Here is a 13,541-nt window from a genome sequence, read left to right as displayed (position 1 = left end):
GCGCGGATGCCCGCCCGTGCGGCAGCACGCACGGCGGGGCAGGGGAAGGCGATTCAGCAGGACGGCCGACACATGCAGCCCGCATAGCGGACGAGGTCCATATGGACCCTCCGCCACAGGCGCACATCGGTGTCGGTCACGTTTCGGAGTACACCATGTACGTCCGCAGCGGTCAATTGATGCCCGCAGTCTGGTCGGAACGTACGGAGGCGCGCGCCGCCCCGCCACGCACCGCGTCCGCCGCCGCGAAGAGCTCCCGGGGCCGTACCCCGCCGAACGACGCCACGAGATGACCGTCCGGCCTGATCAGCAGCACGGTGTGGGCCGACGCCCCCGGATAGCTCTCGGTCACCAGCAGCTCGCCCTTCACCGGCAGCGCGTCGACGGCCGCCGCGAGGCGGGGCATGACGCCGGCGGTCATCCAGTGACGCCGGTCCCACACCCCGGTGCCGGGCGCCACCAGGAGCACCAGCAGATGCCCCTGTCCCAGCCGTTCCCGAAGCCGCACGGTCGTGCCGTCGGGCGCCGTCACTCGCACATCGGCCACCGGCGCACCGGGGGGCGTACCCACAGATGTGTGCGCCTCGGCGCGCGGGGGCGCAAGGGGCGAATGCGAGTACGAAGGGGGCGCACCGAGGGGGCCGCATCCCAGATGCCCGTCGGTGAGCAGCGAGTCGTGCCCCCGTGCGCTCCCCGGTACCAGGGTCCGCAGCCCTCCGCCGCCACGCAGTATCGGCAGTGACTGGTCAGCGGCGCGCAGCCGCGAGGCGACCGCTGCCCGGCGCTCGGCCTGGTAGCTGTCGAGCAGTACGTCGGAGGCGCCGTGGTGCCAGGCCTGGGCCAGCTTCCAGGCCAGGTTCTCGGCGTCCCGCAGCCCCTCGTCGAGTCCCTGGGTGCCCAGCGCCCCCAGCAGATGGGCGGCGTCCCCGGCCAGGAAGGCCCGGTCGACCCGCCAGCGCAGGGCGAGCCGGTGGTGCAGCGTGTACACGCCGGTGTCCAGCAGTTCGTACGGTGGTGTCTCGCCGCACCAGCCGGCCAGGGTGTCCCGGACCCGCGTGATCAGGGCGTCCGGGGTGACGAGCTCGCCGCGCGGCGGCAGCAGCCAGTCCAGCCGCCAGACGCCGTCCGGCAGTGGCCGTGCCGTCACCTCGGCGCCGCCGGTGCGCCACGGCGGCAGCCGGTGCAGCACGGCCTGTCCGGGCCAGGGAAGCTCGGTGCGCAGCGCCGCGACGGCATGCCGCTCCACGGCGGTACGACCGGGGAACCGGATGTCGAGCAGCTTGCGCACGGTGGACCTGGCGCCGTCGCAGCCCACCAGATAACTCCCTCGCCACCAGGTCGCGTTCGGCTCCCTGGTGTGCACCGTGACCCCGGCCGGGTCCTGCTCCAGCGTGTCGATCCGGCCGTACGGGGCCACCTGCACCAGCTCCTGCGCGGCCACCGCGTCCCGCAGCCCGCGCGTCAGTACGTGCTGCGGCAGATGGACGGGGGCCGGCGAAGGATCACCCTCGGGGGAGTCCTCGCCGAGCGACAGCTCGCGCACCAGCTGTCTGCGCCGCATCGACCGCCACCCGGACCACCGCACCCCCTCGTGCCGGAGCGCCTTGCAGCCCAGCCGCTCCACCAGGGCCGCGGTGTCCTCGCGCAGCACCACGGTGCGGGCGGGGCGTGTCTCGTCCTTGCCCGGATCCTCGTCGAGAAGGACGGAGGGAACGCCTTGTGCCGCGAGGGCGAGCGACAGCACCAGACCGACGGGCCCGGCGCCGATGACGATCACCGGGTCCACGGGGCAGCTCCTCGAATCCGTGCGGACGGTGCCGAGGACGCGGACGGAACGAGCGCGCGGCTCGGAACGGGGCTGGGCGGCGGCGGAGGGAGTGTGGCGGCGGGGGCAGGGGGCGCGATCACAGAACGTATGCAACCTACTGCCGGTGCCCGCGTCAAGCGACACCGGATGGCGGCGAGGGGCGGTGGCTCATCCGCCACCGCCCCTCGGAACACCGTGCGACGAGCCGTCAGACGGCGCGCCCGTCATCGACGACGAGCGACGGCGTACCGATGGTCTCGGGTGCGCCCCCGGGCGCGGTGCCCTTCGCCTTCTTGTTGCGCCGGAGCCACTGCTCCAGCCACCTGGCGAAGGACGTGAGGGCGAAGTTCACGGCAATGTAGATCAGGGCCACGATCGTGAAGCACGCGATCGTGTTCGCGCCGTAGTTCGCGCTCATCGGGCGGACCGACGCCAGCAGTTCGGGGAAGGTCATCATGGCGCCGCCGAGCGCGGTGTCCTTCACGATGACGACGAGCTGGCTGACGATCGCCGGCAGCATGGCCGTCACCGCCTGCGGCAGCAGCACGGACAGCATGATCTGGCTCTTGCGCATGCCGAGCGCCTTGGCCGCCTCCGCCTGGCCCTTCGGAAGGGTCTCGATTCCGGCCCGCACGATCTCGGCGAGGACCGAGAAGTTGTACAGCACGAGTCCGGTCACCACGGCGTACAGCGGACGCACATCGGTATCGATAGTGGTGTACTCCGCGTACACCGCGTTCGCGATGATCATCAGGATCAGCACCGGGATGGCGCGGAAGAGCTCCACGACGAAGCCGGCCGGCATCCGTACCCAGCGGTGGTCCGAGAGCCTGCCGATCCCGAACAGGGCGCCCAGCGGCAGCGCGATGATCAGGGCGAAGAACGCCGCCTTGAGCGTGTTCTGGAGGCCCGGCCAGATGTACGTCTCCCACGGCTGGGGACTGGTGAAGAAGGGCTTCCACTTGATCCAGTCGAGCTGGTGCTTCTCCGCCAGGCCGTCGTACACCCACCACACCACGGCCGCGGCGCACAGCACGAACAGCACCGTGTAGAGGATGTTGCGCTGCTTGGCGCGGGGTCCCTGGGCGTCGTAGAGGACGGAACTCATCGCTTCACCGCCACCTTCTTGCTCACCCAGCCGAGGATCAGGCCGGTCGGGAGGGTCAGAACGATGAAGCCGAACGCGAAGACCAGCGCGATCAGGATCAGCTGGGCCTCGGCCTCGATCATGTCCTTCATCAGGTAGGAGGCCTCGACGACGCCGATCGCGGAGGCGACCGTGGTGTTCTTCGTCAGTGCGATCAGCACGTTGGACAACGGGTTGACCACCGCGCGGAACGCCTGAGGAAGGATGATCAGCCGCAGTACCTGCGTGAAGCTCAGCCCGAGTGCGCGCGCTGCCTCGGCCTGGCCGACCGGCACCGTGTTGATGCCGGAGCGCAGCGCTTCGCAGACGAAGGCGGCCGTGTAGGCGGCCAGGGCGAGCACGGCCAGCCGGAAGTTGATGTCTTCGGTGGCATCGGCACCGAGCGCGATGCCCAGCGTCTGGTACAGACCCAGCGACGAGAACACGATGATCACGGTCAGCGGAATGTTCCGGACCACGTTCACGTACGCGGTGGCGAAGCCGCGCATCAGGGGGACCGGGCTGACCTTCATGCCGGCCAGCAGCGTTCCCCATATGAGGGAGCCGAGGGCGGAGTAGACGGTGAGCTGCACCGTCACCCAGAAGGCCCCCAGCAGGTCGTAACCTTCAAGAAAGTCGAACACGATCTCCCGCGCTTCCGCGTGTAGGAGGGCACGGCGCGCCGCCGTTCACGGACGGCGCGCCCGGTCAGCCCTGCTTCACTTGACGATGTTGCCGATCTTCGGGGCGGGGTCGTTCTTGTAGTTCGCCGGGCCGAAGTTGTCCTTCACGGCCTTGTCCCAGGCACCGTCCGAGACCATCTTGGTGAGCGCGTCGTTGATCTTCTTCTTGAGGTCGGCGTCGCCCTTCTTCAGGCCGATGCCGTAGTTCTCGTTGGTCATCTTGAAGCCGGCCAGCTTGAACTTGCCCTGGAAGTTCTGCTGCGAGGCGTAGCCCGCCAGGATGCTGTCATCGGTGGTCAGCGCGTCGATGACCTTGTTCTCCAGGCCGGTCAGGCACTCCGAGTAGCCGCCGTACGTCTGGAGGTCGGCCTTCGGAGCCAGCTTGTCCTTGACGTTCTTCGCCGAGGTCGAGCCGGCGACCGAACACAGCTTCTTGTTGTTCAGGTCGGCCGGGGACTTGATCGAGTCGTCGTCGGCGCGGACGAGGATGTCCTGGTGCGCCAGCAGGTACGGACCCGCGAAGTCGACCTTCTGCAGCCGCTCGTCGTTGATCGAGTAGGAGGCGGCGATGAACTTCACGTCACCGCGCTCGATCGCCGTCTCGCGGTCGGCGCTCTTGGTCTCCTTGAAGACGATGTCCTTGGCGTCGTAGCCGAGTTCCTTGGCCACGTACGTGGCGACATCGACGTCGAAGCCGGTGTACTTGCCGTCCGGGGTCTTCAGGCCGATGCCCGGCTGGTCGATCTTGATGCCGATCGTGATCTTCTTGCCGTTACCCGAACTGCCCGAGCTGCCGTCCTTGTTGTCGGATCCACAGGCAGTGGCGGTGAGGGCGAGGGCGAGCACGGCGGCCGAGGCGGCGGTGACCTTACGAAGCTGCATGGTGGTTTTCCCTAGAGTTGACGCGATGTGAGTGATCAGCCGGTCCGGGGCCCGGTGGCGCAGGATCAATCAGTGGTGAAGGATCTTCGACAGGAAGTCCTTGGCCCGGTCGCTGCGCGGGTTGCTGAAGAACTGGTCGGGCGTGGCCTCTTCGACGATCTTTCCGTCGGCCATGAAGACGACCCGGTTCGCGGCCGAGCGCGCGAAGCCCATCTCATGGGTGACGACGACCATCGTCATGCCGTCCCGGGCGAGCTGCTGCATGACCTCCAGCACCTCGTTGATCATCTCGGGGTCGAGCGCCGATGTCGGCTCGTCGAAGAGGATCACCTTCGGGTCCATCGCCAACGCCCGTGCAATGGCCACGCGTTGCTGCTGACCGCCGGAGAGCTGGGCAGGGTACTTGTCGGCCTGTGTCGCCACACCCACCCGGTCGAGCAGTGAACGGGCCTTGTCCTCGGCCGCCTTCTTGTCCGTCCTGCGGACCTTGATCTGGCCCAGCATCACGTTCTCGAGCACCGTCTTGTGCGCGAAGAGATTGAACGACTGGAAGACCATGCCGACGTCGGCACGCAGCCTGGCCAGCTCCCTGCCCTCCTGGGGCAGCGGCTTGCCGTCGATCGAGATGGCGCCCGAGTCGATCGTCTCCAAGCGGTTGATCGTGCGGCACAGCGTGGACTTCCCGGACCCGGAGGGCCCGATGACGACCACGACCTCGCCACGGGCGATGGTCAGGTCGATGTCCTGGAGCACATGCAGCGCGCCGAAGTGCTTGTTGACGTTGCTCAGTACGACAAGGTCGTTCGCCGCAGGCGCGGCGTCCTCGGCGCCCTTGGTCACTGAAACTCCGCTCATCGGCTTCTTGCTCCGTCCTCCTCGGTTGGGAAGGACCCTAGTGACGCGGTGCTACCAGCGTCATTACATCTGAGCGGAAATTGAGGATAACGATCCGGCGGCAACCGGACACTCCGTGTGAACGGGGTGCGGGGTGTGACGCACGTGGCGTACCGGGTGGATAACAGATGGCCGGATGCGGCGGGCGGGCCTTGACTGACCTGCCTCTCATCGGAGTGGATGCCCTCGTACGTCATGACGTGAAACGCCTCGGTACGGGCAAGTGACGAGGAGCGTACGAGAGGCCGCACCGATACCTGTCGACATCGACATCGACATCGACATCGACACGTACCGGCACCGCGCCATCTGAGCCATTGGGAATCCGGAAAGGGAGGCCATGAGACTGCTGCTCGTCGAGGACGACAACCATGTCGCGGCCGCCCTCTCCGCGATCCTGGCCCGGCACGGCTTCCGGGTCGTGCACGCGCGCAGCGGCGAGGAGGCCTTGCAGGCGTTGCTGCCCACGGATACGGAGCCGTTCGGTGTCGTGCTCCTCGACCTCGGCCTGCCCGACCAGGACGGCTACGAGGTGTGCGGGAAGATCCGCAAGCGCACCTCCACCCCGGTGATCATGGTGACCGCGCGCGCAGACGTCCGGTCGCGGATCCACGGCCTCAATCTCGGCGCCGACGACTACGTGGTCAAGCCGTACGACACCGGCGAACTCCTCGCCCGTATCCACGCCGTCAGCCGGCGCAACGCGTCCGGCGAGGACACCGTGCCCACGCCCGTCGCCGCGCTGCGTCTCGGACACGTGCACATCGAGCTGCCGACCCGCCGGGTCAGCGTCGACGGGTCGGAAGTCCAGCTCACCCGCAAGGAGTTCGACCTGCTCGCGCTGCTCGCCCAGCGTCCGGGCGTGGTGTTCCGCCGGGAGCAGATCATCAGCGAGGTGTGGCGCACGAGCTGGGAGGGCACGGGGCGCACGCTCGAAGTGCATGTCGCGTCCCTGCGTTCCAAGCTGCGGCTGCCCACACTGATCGAGACGGTGCGCGGGGTCGGCTACCGCCTCGTCGCCCCGTCCGCGTAGAGGCGTACGTCCCAGGTGCGTACCAGGCTGCTTCCCCTGCTCATCGTGCTCATGGCGGGCGTGCTGCTCGCCCTCGGCTTCCCGCTGGCCGTCAGCGTGGCGGCGGCCCAGCAGCAACGCGTCGTCATCGACCGCATCGACGACACGGCACGCTTCGCCGCACTCGCGCAGTTCATCACCGAGCGGGCAGCCGGCTACGACGAGCGGCGGCGCACCCTGCGGAGCGAACTCGACACCTACGCATCGGTGTACGGCATCCGCGCCGGTGTCTTCTACCGCGACGACAGCGCCATGGCGAAGGCCCCAGCCGCCTGGCAGCTCCCGATCGAGGGAGAGGGGCGCGAGGCGTTCAAGGAGGCCCTGCTGGGCCGGCGCAGCCACGATCCGCCGCAGGTCTGGCCGTGGCAGGACGGCAGGGTCGTCGTCGCCTCGCCCGTCGTACGGGACGGCGATGTGGTCGCCGTCGTGGTGCTCGACTCGCCCACCGAGGAGATGCGCTCGCGCACGCTGCGTGGCTGGTTGCTGATCGCGGCCGGCGAAGCGGTCGCGATGCTGGTGGCGGTCGGCGCCGCGATCCGCCTCACCGGCTGGGTGCTGCTGCCCGTACGCACCCTGGACGCGGCCACCCACGACATCGCCAGCGGGCGGATGCGGTCCCGGGTCGCGGCTTCCGGTGGACCGCCGGAACTGAGGCGCCTGGCCCGGTCGTTCAACGAGATGGCCGACAACGTCGAGGACGTGCTGGAGCAGCAGCGCGCCTTCGTCGCCGACGCCTCGCACCAGCTGCGCAACCCCCTCGCCGCGCTGCTGCTGCGGATCGAGCTCCTCGCGCTCGAACTCCCCGAGGGCAACGAGGAGATCGCCTCCGTGCGCACGGAGGGCAAGCGCCTCGGGCAGGTCCTGGACGACCTGCTCGACCTGGCGCTGGCCGAGCACGCCGCGGCCGATCTGCGACTCACGGACATCGGCGCGCTGACCGCGGAGCGGGTCGCGTCCTGGCGGCCGCTCGCCGAGGAGAAGGGGGTGCGGCTCAGGGCGGACGGCTCGTCCGCGGTGACCGCCTGGGCGGACCCCATCGCACTGTCGAGCGCCCTCGACGCGATCATCGACAACGCCCTGAAGTTCACCCCCGCCGGGGAAGAGGTCGTCGTCACGGTCGCTTCCGGCCGCGAGGACGTCACGGTCGTCGTCGCCGACCGCGGGCCGGGCCTCACCGCGCAGGAGATGGAACGCATCGGCGACCGTTTCTGGCGCAGCACCCAGCATCAGAACATCCGGGGCTCCGGCCTCGGGCTCTCCATCTCGCAGGCGCTCCTCGCAGCCGGCGGCGGCTCCCTGCGCTACGCGGCCCATGAGCCGCACGGGCTGCGGGTGACGGTCTCGGTGCCGCGCAACGGCCCGCAGGGCTGAACGCGACGGGACCGAGGAGAACGGTCAGGGCTTGACCGAGCGGTAGTAGCGGCTGGCCCCTTCGTGCAGCGGCAGCGGATCGGTGTAGATCGCCGTACGAAGATCCACCAGCTGGGCCGCGTGCACCTCGCGCCCGATCCGGTCCCGGCTGTCGATCACGGTCCGGGTGAACGCCTCCGTCAGCGCCGGATCCGAACGGTCCGTGGTAACCAGCACATTGGCGACCGCGACCGTCGGCACCGCCTGATCCTGCTGCGCGTTGCGGTAGGCGTCGGCGGGCATCATGGCCGAACGGTAGTAGCGGGCGGACCCGCCCACCGCCTGGAGCTCCTTGACCAGCGGGGCCTCCAGCGGCACCAGCCGGATCGCGAACCGGTCCGACAATTCCTGCACGGCGGACGTGGGCAGTCCGCCGGACCAGAAGAAGGCATCGAGCCGGTCGTCCTCCAACTGCTTCGGCATGGTGTCGATACCGGCGGAAACCGGTGTCACGTCGTTCTCGGGATCGAGCCCCGCGGCGGTCATCAGCCGGTCGGCGACCAGCCGCACCCCCGAACCGCGCTGCCCCACCCCGACGCGCTTGCCGAGCAGATCCGAGACCTTCCGTACCTCCGAGTCGCGTGGCACGACGAGCTGGATGTAGTCGTCGTACAGCCGCACACAGCCCCGCAGCCGGTCGGCGCCCGGCTTGCCGCTGTGCAGATAGGTGGCGAGGGCATCGGCGGTGGCGATGGTGAAGTCGGCCTTCCCGGTCGCCACCCGTGCGATGTTCTGCTGCGAGCCCTCGCTGGTCTGCAGCCGTATCGACACCTCGGGCAGATCCCTGGCCAGGTCCCCCTTGAGGCGCTCGCCGTAGCGCTGGTAGACCCCGCTGCGCACACCGGTGCTGAAGGTCAGCGTGCCCGTCGGTGCCGGCTGCCCGAGCGGCAGCAGCCACCACAGCAGCAGCCCGAGCACGACGGCGACGGCGGCACACGCCTGAAGAACGCGTCGCCTGCCGATACGGGAGAGTGCCTGGAGCATGGCGGCGATCCTGCCAGTCCGCTCCGGCGATGACCAGGGCCGGCCTCACGGCCCCCGCCCCGGGCCCGGTCCCGTCCCGTCTTTCGGCTCCGGAAGCCCGGTCTCATCTGCTCCGCGCGGATCCCCGTCACGCCCGCCCTCACCGGCCTCGCACGTCCCCGTCACGCCCGGTCGTGCGGGGTTCACCCGACTGCCCGTCCAAGTACCCAGGTCTCCTGCCGGGTGCCGAGGATGGGCGAAGGGGGTGTCGAGGGACGAGGGGGTGCCGAGAGACGGGGACATGACATGGTTCAGGGTTTCTCCAGGGAGCCGGGCACCGAGGGGCCTCTGACCGAGGTTTCGCCGAAGGGGGTCCGCAAGATCACTCTCTCGTCGGCCTCGTCGGCCTCGTCGGCCTCGTCGGCCTCGTCGGCCTCGTCGGCCTCGTCTGATCTGCGTCCTTGGCCCGTCTCTTCGTCGGTCGCCACCTGCCCGAGACCCGCAACCGCGATCCCGAGCAGATCGAGGAGGCCCTGCGGGCCCGCTTCGGACACGAGCCGGCTCGGCAGCCCGTCAAGACCGTCTGAGATCCCGCACCGGCGCCGGTCCGGCACCACGCTTCCCCCGACCCGCGGAGCCTCACCCCTGAAAGGACGCTCGCGATGAGCGACACGCTCCTCACCTCCACCGACCTCGAACACTCCGACGCCCTGGTGCTCTTCGGTATCTCCGGCGACCTGGCCAAGAAAATGCTGCTCCCCGCGCTGTACCGCCTCACCGAGAACGGCCGACTCAACGTCCCCGTCATCGGTGTGGCCGCCACCGACTGGGACGACGACGCGCTCCGCAGGCACGCACGGGAGGCGGTCGCAGCCGCCTGCACCGACATCGACGAGGCGGTCTTCGGCCGGCTCGCGGCGCGCCTGTCCATCGTCACCGGTGACTTCGCCGACAGCTCCACCTTCGACAGACTGCGCGAGGCCGTGGCCGGGTTCGGGTTCGTGACCCACTATCTGGCGATCCCCCCGTCGCTGTTCACCGCCGTCGCGGCGGGCCTGGGCGAGGCGGGCCTGAACCGTGACGCCCGGCTGGTGGTGGAGAAGCCGTTCGGGCACGATCTCGACTCGGCGCGGGAACTGCAGGACGCGCTGGGCGCCCACTTCGACGAGCACCACCTGCTCAGGGTCGATCACTTCCTGGGCTCCGACGCGGTGGAGGGCCTGATGGTCTCCCGCTTCGCCAACACCCTGCTGGCACCGATCTGGCACCGCTCCTACGTGGACAACGTCCAGATCTCCCTCGTCGAGGACTTCGACGTCGCCGACCGGGGATCCTTCTACGACGGGGTGGGCTGCCTGCGAGACGTGGTCCAGAACCACATGCTCCAGGTCCTCGCCTTCCTGGCGATGGACCCGCCGAGCGTCACCAATGCCCGCGCCCAGGGGCTGGAGAAGTGGCGGGTGCTGCACGCGACCCGCACGATCGACCCCGCCGACACCGTGCGCGGCCAGTACCGGGGCTACCTGGACGTCGAAGGCGTCGCACCGGAGTCCACCACCGAGACGTACTTCGCGACCCGTCTGTTCATCGACAACTGGCGCTGGGCAGGGGTGCCCTTCTACCTCCGCAGCGGCAAGGCGCTGGCCGTGACCGCCACGGAGGTCGTGGTCGAACTGCGCAAGCCGCCGCTGGAGCTCTTCGGCGGGAACACGACGGAGACGACGTCCAACCTCATCCGCTTCCGCATCGCCGGCGACACCGGAATCAGGGCCGATCTGATGCTGCGCAAGTCCGGGAAGGGCGAGGAGCCGGTGACCGTCCCCGTCGGCGTCGACTTCGCGCAGGCACTGGGGCGGCAGGAACTTCCGTACGAGAACATCCTCCGCGGAGCCGTCGAGGGCGACCCCGAGTACTTCGCCTTCTTCCCCGCGATCCTGGAGTGCTGGCGGATCGTCCAGCCCGTGCTGGACCCCGCCGGGCCACCCCTCCCGTACGCGCCGGGAAGCTGGGGCCCGGAGGCGGGAGACGGGCTCCCCGGCCTGAAGCACTGGCACCAGCCGGGACGGCGTCTCTTCGGGACCGACTGAAGGGAACGGACAGGAGAGGGAGTGGCCCAAGGAAGAGGGACCGGCCGAAGAAGGACCAGCCGAAGAAGGACCAGCCGAAGAAGGACCAGCCGGACAAGGCCGACACTCCTGGCGTCCCGGCGAAGGCCGAAGACGAAGGCCGAAGAGGAGACCCTCCGCCGCCCCGGCACGGGCCCCGCCGGCGTCCCGGGCCCGAGGCAGCGGGGGCCGTCTCCCGGACCACATACCCTTGAGGGCATGACCAGCAGCAGCGACCGGAGCCCCGCAGTGAGCGTCGAGGGACCCAAGACCTACGAAGTCCGCACCTATGGGTGCCAGATGAACGTCCACGACTCCGAGCGGCTGTCGGGGCTGCTGGAGGGCGCGGGGTACATCCGTGCGGACGAGGGTTCCGACGGCGACGCCGACGTCGTCGTCTTCAATACCTGCGCGGTGCGGGAGAACGCCGACAACAAGCTCTACGGCAACCTCGGCCGGCTCGCCCCGATGAAGACCAAGCGGCCCGGCATGCAGATCGCTGTCGGCGGCTGTCTGGCGCAGAAGGACCGCGACACCATCGTCGAGCGGGCCCCCTGGGTGGACGTCGTCTTCGGTACGCACAACATCGGCAAGCTGCCCGTGCTGCTGGAGCGCGCCCGTATCCAGGAGGAGGCGCAGATCGAGATCGCCGAATCCCTGGAGGCCTTCCCCTCCACGCTCCCCACCCGGCGCGAGTCCGCCTACGCGGCTTGGGTCTCGATCTCGGTCGGCTGCAACAACACCTGCACCTTCTGTATCGTCCCGGCGCTGCGCGGCAAGGAGAAGGACCGCCGCACCGGCGACATCCTCGCCGAGATCGAGGCCCTGGTCGCCGAGGGCGTCTCGGAGATCACCCTGCTCGGCCAGAACGTGAACGCGTACGGCTCCGACATCGGCGACCGCGAGGCCTTCTCCAAGCTGCTGCGCGCCTGCGGGAAGATCGAAGGGCTGGAGCGGGTCCGTTTCACCTCGCCGCACCCCCGCGACTTCACGGACGACGTGATCGCGGCGATGGCCGAGACGCCCAATGTGATGCCCCAGCTCCACATGCCGATGCAGTCGGGCTCCGACACGATCCTCAAGGCGATGCGGCGCTCGTACCGGCAGGAGCGTTTCCTCGGAATCATCGAGAAGGTGCGCGCTGCGATGCCGGACGCCGCGATCTCCACCGACATCATCGTGGGCTTCCCCGGTGAGACCGAGGAGGACTTCGAGCAGACCATGCACGCGGTCCGCGAGGCGCGCTTCGCCAACGCCTTCACCTTCCAGTACTCCAAGCGCCCCGGGACCCCCGCCGCCGAGATGGAGGGGCAGATCCCCAAGGAGGTCGTCCAGGAGCGGTACATGCGCCTTTCGGTCCTCCAGGAGGAGATCTCCTGGGAGGAGAACAAGAAGCAGGTCGGCCGGACGCTGGAGATCATGGTCGCGGAGGGGGAGGGCCGCAAGGACGGCGCCACCCACCGTCTCTCCGGCCGCGCCCCCGACAACCGCCTGGTCCACTTCACCAAGCCGGACCAGGACGTGCGACCGGGCGACGTGGTGACCGTCGAGATCACCTACGCGGCCCCGCACCACCTCCTTGCCGAGGGCGCACCGGTGGCCGTGCGGCGGACCCGGGCCGGGGACGCCTGGGAGAAGCGCACCGCCGCCGAGGCGGCCAAGCCGGCCGGGGTGATGCTGGGACTGCCGGGCATCGGAGCCCCGGCGCCGCTGCCGGCCGCGGCGGCCCCCGGCTGCGGCTGCGACTGACACCGGGGAGCCCGACGGCGGCCGACGGGCGTGCCGGGTCCAAGCAGTACGCTGCCCACCATGCTTGTCGCCGCCGCTGTCTGCCCCTGCCCACCCCTGCTGGTACCGGAGGTCGCCGCCGGTGCCGCGCCCGAGCTCGACGCCGTGCGGGACGCCTGCGCCGAGGCCCTCGGTGTGCTCGCCGCCGCGCGCCCCGATCTGCTGATCGTGGTCGGACCCGCGGACCTGCCGGGGCGTGGCCCGCACCCCGAGGGGGCCACCGGCACCTTCAAGGGCTTCGGCGTCGACCTCGGCGTACGGCTCGGGCGCGACCGCGGACCGGTGGCGGACGACTCGCTTCCGCCGTCCCTCTCCGTCGGCGCCTGGCTGCTGGCCCGCGCGGAATGGGCCGGTGCGCCGGTCGAGGGGCTGGGCGTGGGAGAGCCGCTCGAAACCGACCGCTGTACGAGCGCCGGACGGGACCTGGCCGCCGGGGCGGACCGGGTGGCGCTGCTCGTGATGGGCGACGGCAGCGCCTGCCGCACGCTCAAGGCCCCGGGCTATCTGGACGAACGCGCCGAGGGGTTCGACGCGGCGGCCGCCCGTGCGCTGGGCACGGCGGACCCCGGCGCGCTGATCGCGCTGGACGCGTCACTGGCGTACGAACTGAAGGCGGCGGGCCGGGCGCCCTGGCAGGTACTCGCGGGCGCGGCGCAAGGGGCGGGACTGGCCGGGCAGCTGCTGTACGAGGACGCTCCGTACGGCGTCGGATACCTGGTCGCCACCTGGTCCTGAGCCCCTGCCGCCCGGAGACCTACGGGCGACGGCCGTGCAGCGTCCTCGCTCCACGGCCGTCCGTCGGACTTGTTCA

The 13,541-nt window shown here is 69.9% G+C and carries 13 protein-coding genes; 5 read left to right on the top strand and 8 right to left on the bottom strand.

Annotation, left to right across the window (positions count from 1 at the left end):
• Nucleotides 1-53: 53 nt before the first annotated feature.
• The 6 genes from OG520_RS10150 to OG520_RS10125 form a co-directional block, all read right to left on the bottom strand.
• On the bottom strand, nt 54-125 hold the full coding sequence (locus OG520_RS10150; RefSeq protein ID WP_317852217.1) for a putative leader peptide: 72 nt from the start codon (nt 123-125) through the stop codon (nt 54-56).
• 47 nt (nt 126-172) lie between these two features.
• Nucleotides 173-1,786, bottom strand: coding sequence for an FAD-dependent monooxygenase (locus OG520_RS10145; RefSeq protein ID WP_266427611.1), 1,614 nt, complete (start codon nt 1,784-1,786; stop codon nt 173-175).
• Nucleotides 1,787-2,015: 229 nt separating this feature from the next.
• Nucleotides 2,016-2,915, bottom strand: a complete 900-nt coding sequence (locus tag OG520_RS10140) for an amino acid ABC transporter permease (protein WP_399330351.1) — start codon at nt 2,913-2,915, stop codon at nt 2,016-2,018.
• Nucleotides 2,912-3,577 (bottom strand): amino acid ABC transporter permease, encoded by a 666-nt coding sequence (locus OG520_RS10135; protein ID WP_406012956.1) that lies wholly within the window; start codon nt 3,575-3,577, stop codon nt 2,912-2,914. The genes OG520_RS10140 and OG520_RS10135 overlap by 4 nt, the downstream gene beginning before the upstream one ends.
• A gap of 75 nt (nt 3,578-3,652) precedes the next feature.
• Nucleotides 3,653-4,498, bottom strand: coding sequence for a glutamate ABC transporter substrate-binding protein (locus OG520_RS10130; protein ID WP_399330355.1), 846 nt, complete (start codon nt 4,496-4,498; stop codon nt 3,653-3,655).
• A 69-nt stretch (nt 4,499-4,567) separates the two neighbouring features.
• Nucleotides 4,568-5,353 (bottom strand): amino acid ABC transporter ATP-binding protein, encoded by a 786-nt coding sequence (locus OG520_RS10125; RefSeq protein ID WP_342281856.1) that lies wholly within the window; start codon nt 5,351-5,353, stop codon nt 4,568-4,570.
• Between the two features lie 379 nt (nt 5,354-5,732).
• On the opposite strand from OG520_RS10125, the gene OG520_RS10120 reads away from it, so the two are divergent.
• Nucleotides 5,733-6,425: a response regulator transcription factor gene (locus tag OG520_RS10120; protein ID WP_406012955.1), complete on the top strand. Its 693-nt coding sequence runs from the start codon at nt 5,733-5,735 to the stop codon at nt 6,423-6,425.
• Between the two features lie 15 nt (nt 6,426-6,440).
• Entirely contained in the window at nt 6,441-7,835 is a 1,395-nt protein-coding gene (locus OG520_RS10115; protein WP_406012954.1) for an ATP-binding protein, read from the top strand.
• A gap of 24 nt (nt 7,836-7,859) precedes the next feature.
• Here the strand turns inward: OG520_RS10115 and OG520_RS10110 are convergent, their stop codons facing one another.
• On the bottom strand, nt 7,860-8,858 hold the full coding sequence (locus OG520_RS10110) for a TAXI family TRAP transporter solute-binding subunit (RefSeq protein WP_406012953.1): 999 nt from the start codon (nt 8,856-8,858) through the stop codon (nt 7,860-7,862).
• 290 nt (nt 8,859-9,148) lie between these two features.
• On the bottom strand, nt 9,149-9,391 hold the full coding sequence (locus OG520_RS10105; RefSeq protein ID WP_406012952.1) for a hypothetical protein: 243 nt from the start codon (nt 9,389-9,391) through the stop codon (nt 9,149-9,151).
• 108 nt (nt 9,392-9,499) lie between these two features.
• On the opposite strand from OG520_RS10105, the gene zwf reads away from it, so the two are divergent.
• The 3 genes from zwf to OG520_RS10090 all read left to right on the top strand — a co-directional run bounded on the left by zwf (nt 9,500) and on the right by OG520_RS10090 (nt 13,465).
• Entirely contained in the window at nt 9,500-10,924 is a 1,425-nt protein-coding gene (zwf, locus tag OG520_RS10100) for a glucose-6-phosphate dehydrogenase (protein ID WP_399330365.1), read from the top strand.
• Nucleotides 10,925-11,161: 237 nt separating this feature from the next.
• Nucleotides 11,162-12,691 (top strand): tRNA (N6-isopentenyl adenosine(37)-C2)-methylthiotransferase MiaB, encoded by a 1,530-nt coding sequence (gene miaB / locus OG520_RS10095; protein WP_406012951.1) that lies wholly within the window; start codon nt 11,162-11,164, stop codon nt 12,689-12,691.
• A 60-nt stretch (nt 12,692-12,751) separates the two neighbouring features.
• Nucleotides 12,752-13,465: a class III extradiol dioxygenase subunit B-like domain-containing protein gene (locus OG520_RS10090; protein ID WP_406012950.1), complete on the top strand. Its 714-nt coding sequence runs from the start codon at nt 12,752-12,754 to the stop codon at nt 13,463-13,465.
• Nucleotides 13,466-13,541: the final 76 nt, after the last annotated feature.

It is taken from the genome of Streptomyces sp. NBC_00984 (assembly GCF_045162475.1).
Lineage (GTDB): Bacteria > Actinomycetota > Actinomycetes > Streptomycetales > Streptomycetaceae > Streptomyces.
Note: the sequence above shows the minus strand (reverse complement) of the source record. Positions and strands in the feature narration are given on the sequence as shown.

Coding starts and splice junctions, on each gene's coding strand:
- OG520_RS10110 (WP_406012953.1), bottom strand. CDS start 8,858: ATGCTCCAGGCACTCTCCCGTATCGGCAGGCGACGCGTTCTTCAGGCG.
- miaB (WP_406012951.1), top strand. CDS start 11,162: ATGACCAGCAGCAGCGACCGGAGCCCCGCAGTGAGCGTCGAGGGACCC.
- OG520_RS10140 (WP_399330351.1), bottom strand. CDS start 2,915: ATGAGTTCCGTCCTCTACGACGCCCAGGGACCCCGCGCCAAGCAGCGC.
- OG520_RS10125 (WP_342281856.1), bottom strand. CDS start 5,353: ATGAGCGGAGTTTCAGTGACCAAGGGCGCCGAGGACGCCGCGCCTGCG.
- OG520_RS10120 (WP_406012955.1), top strand. CDS start 5,733: ATGAGACTGCTGCTCGTCGAGGACGACAACCATGTCGCGGCCGCCCTC.
- OG520_RS10090 (WP_406012950.1), top strand. CDS start 12,752: ATGCTTGTCGCCGCCGCTGTCTGCCCCTGCCCACCCCTGCTGGTACCG.
- zwf (WP_399330365.1), top strand. CDS start 9,500: ATGAGCGACACGCTCCTCACCTCCACCGACCTCGAACACTCCGACGCC.
- OG520_RS10130 (WP_399330355.1), bottom strand. CDS start 4,498: ATGCAGCTTCGTAAGGTCACCGCCGCCTCGGCCGCCGTGCTCGCCCTC.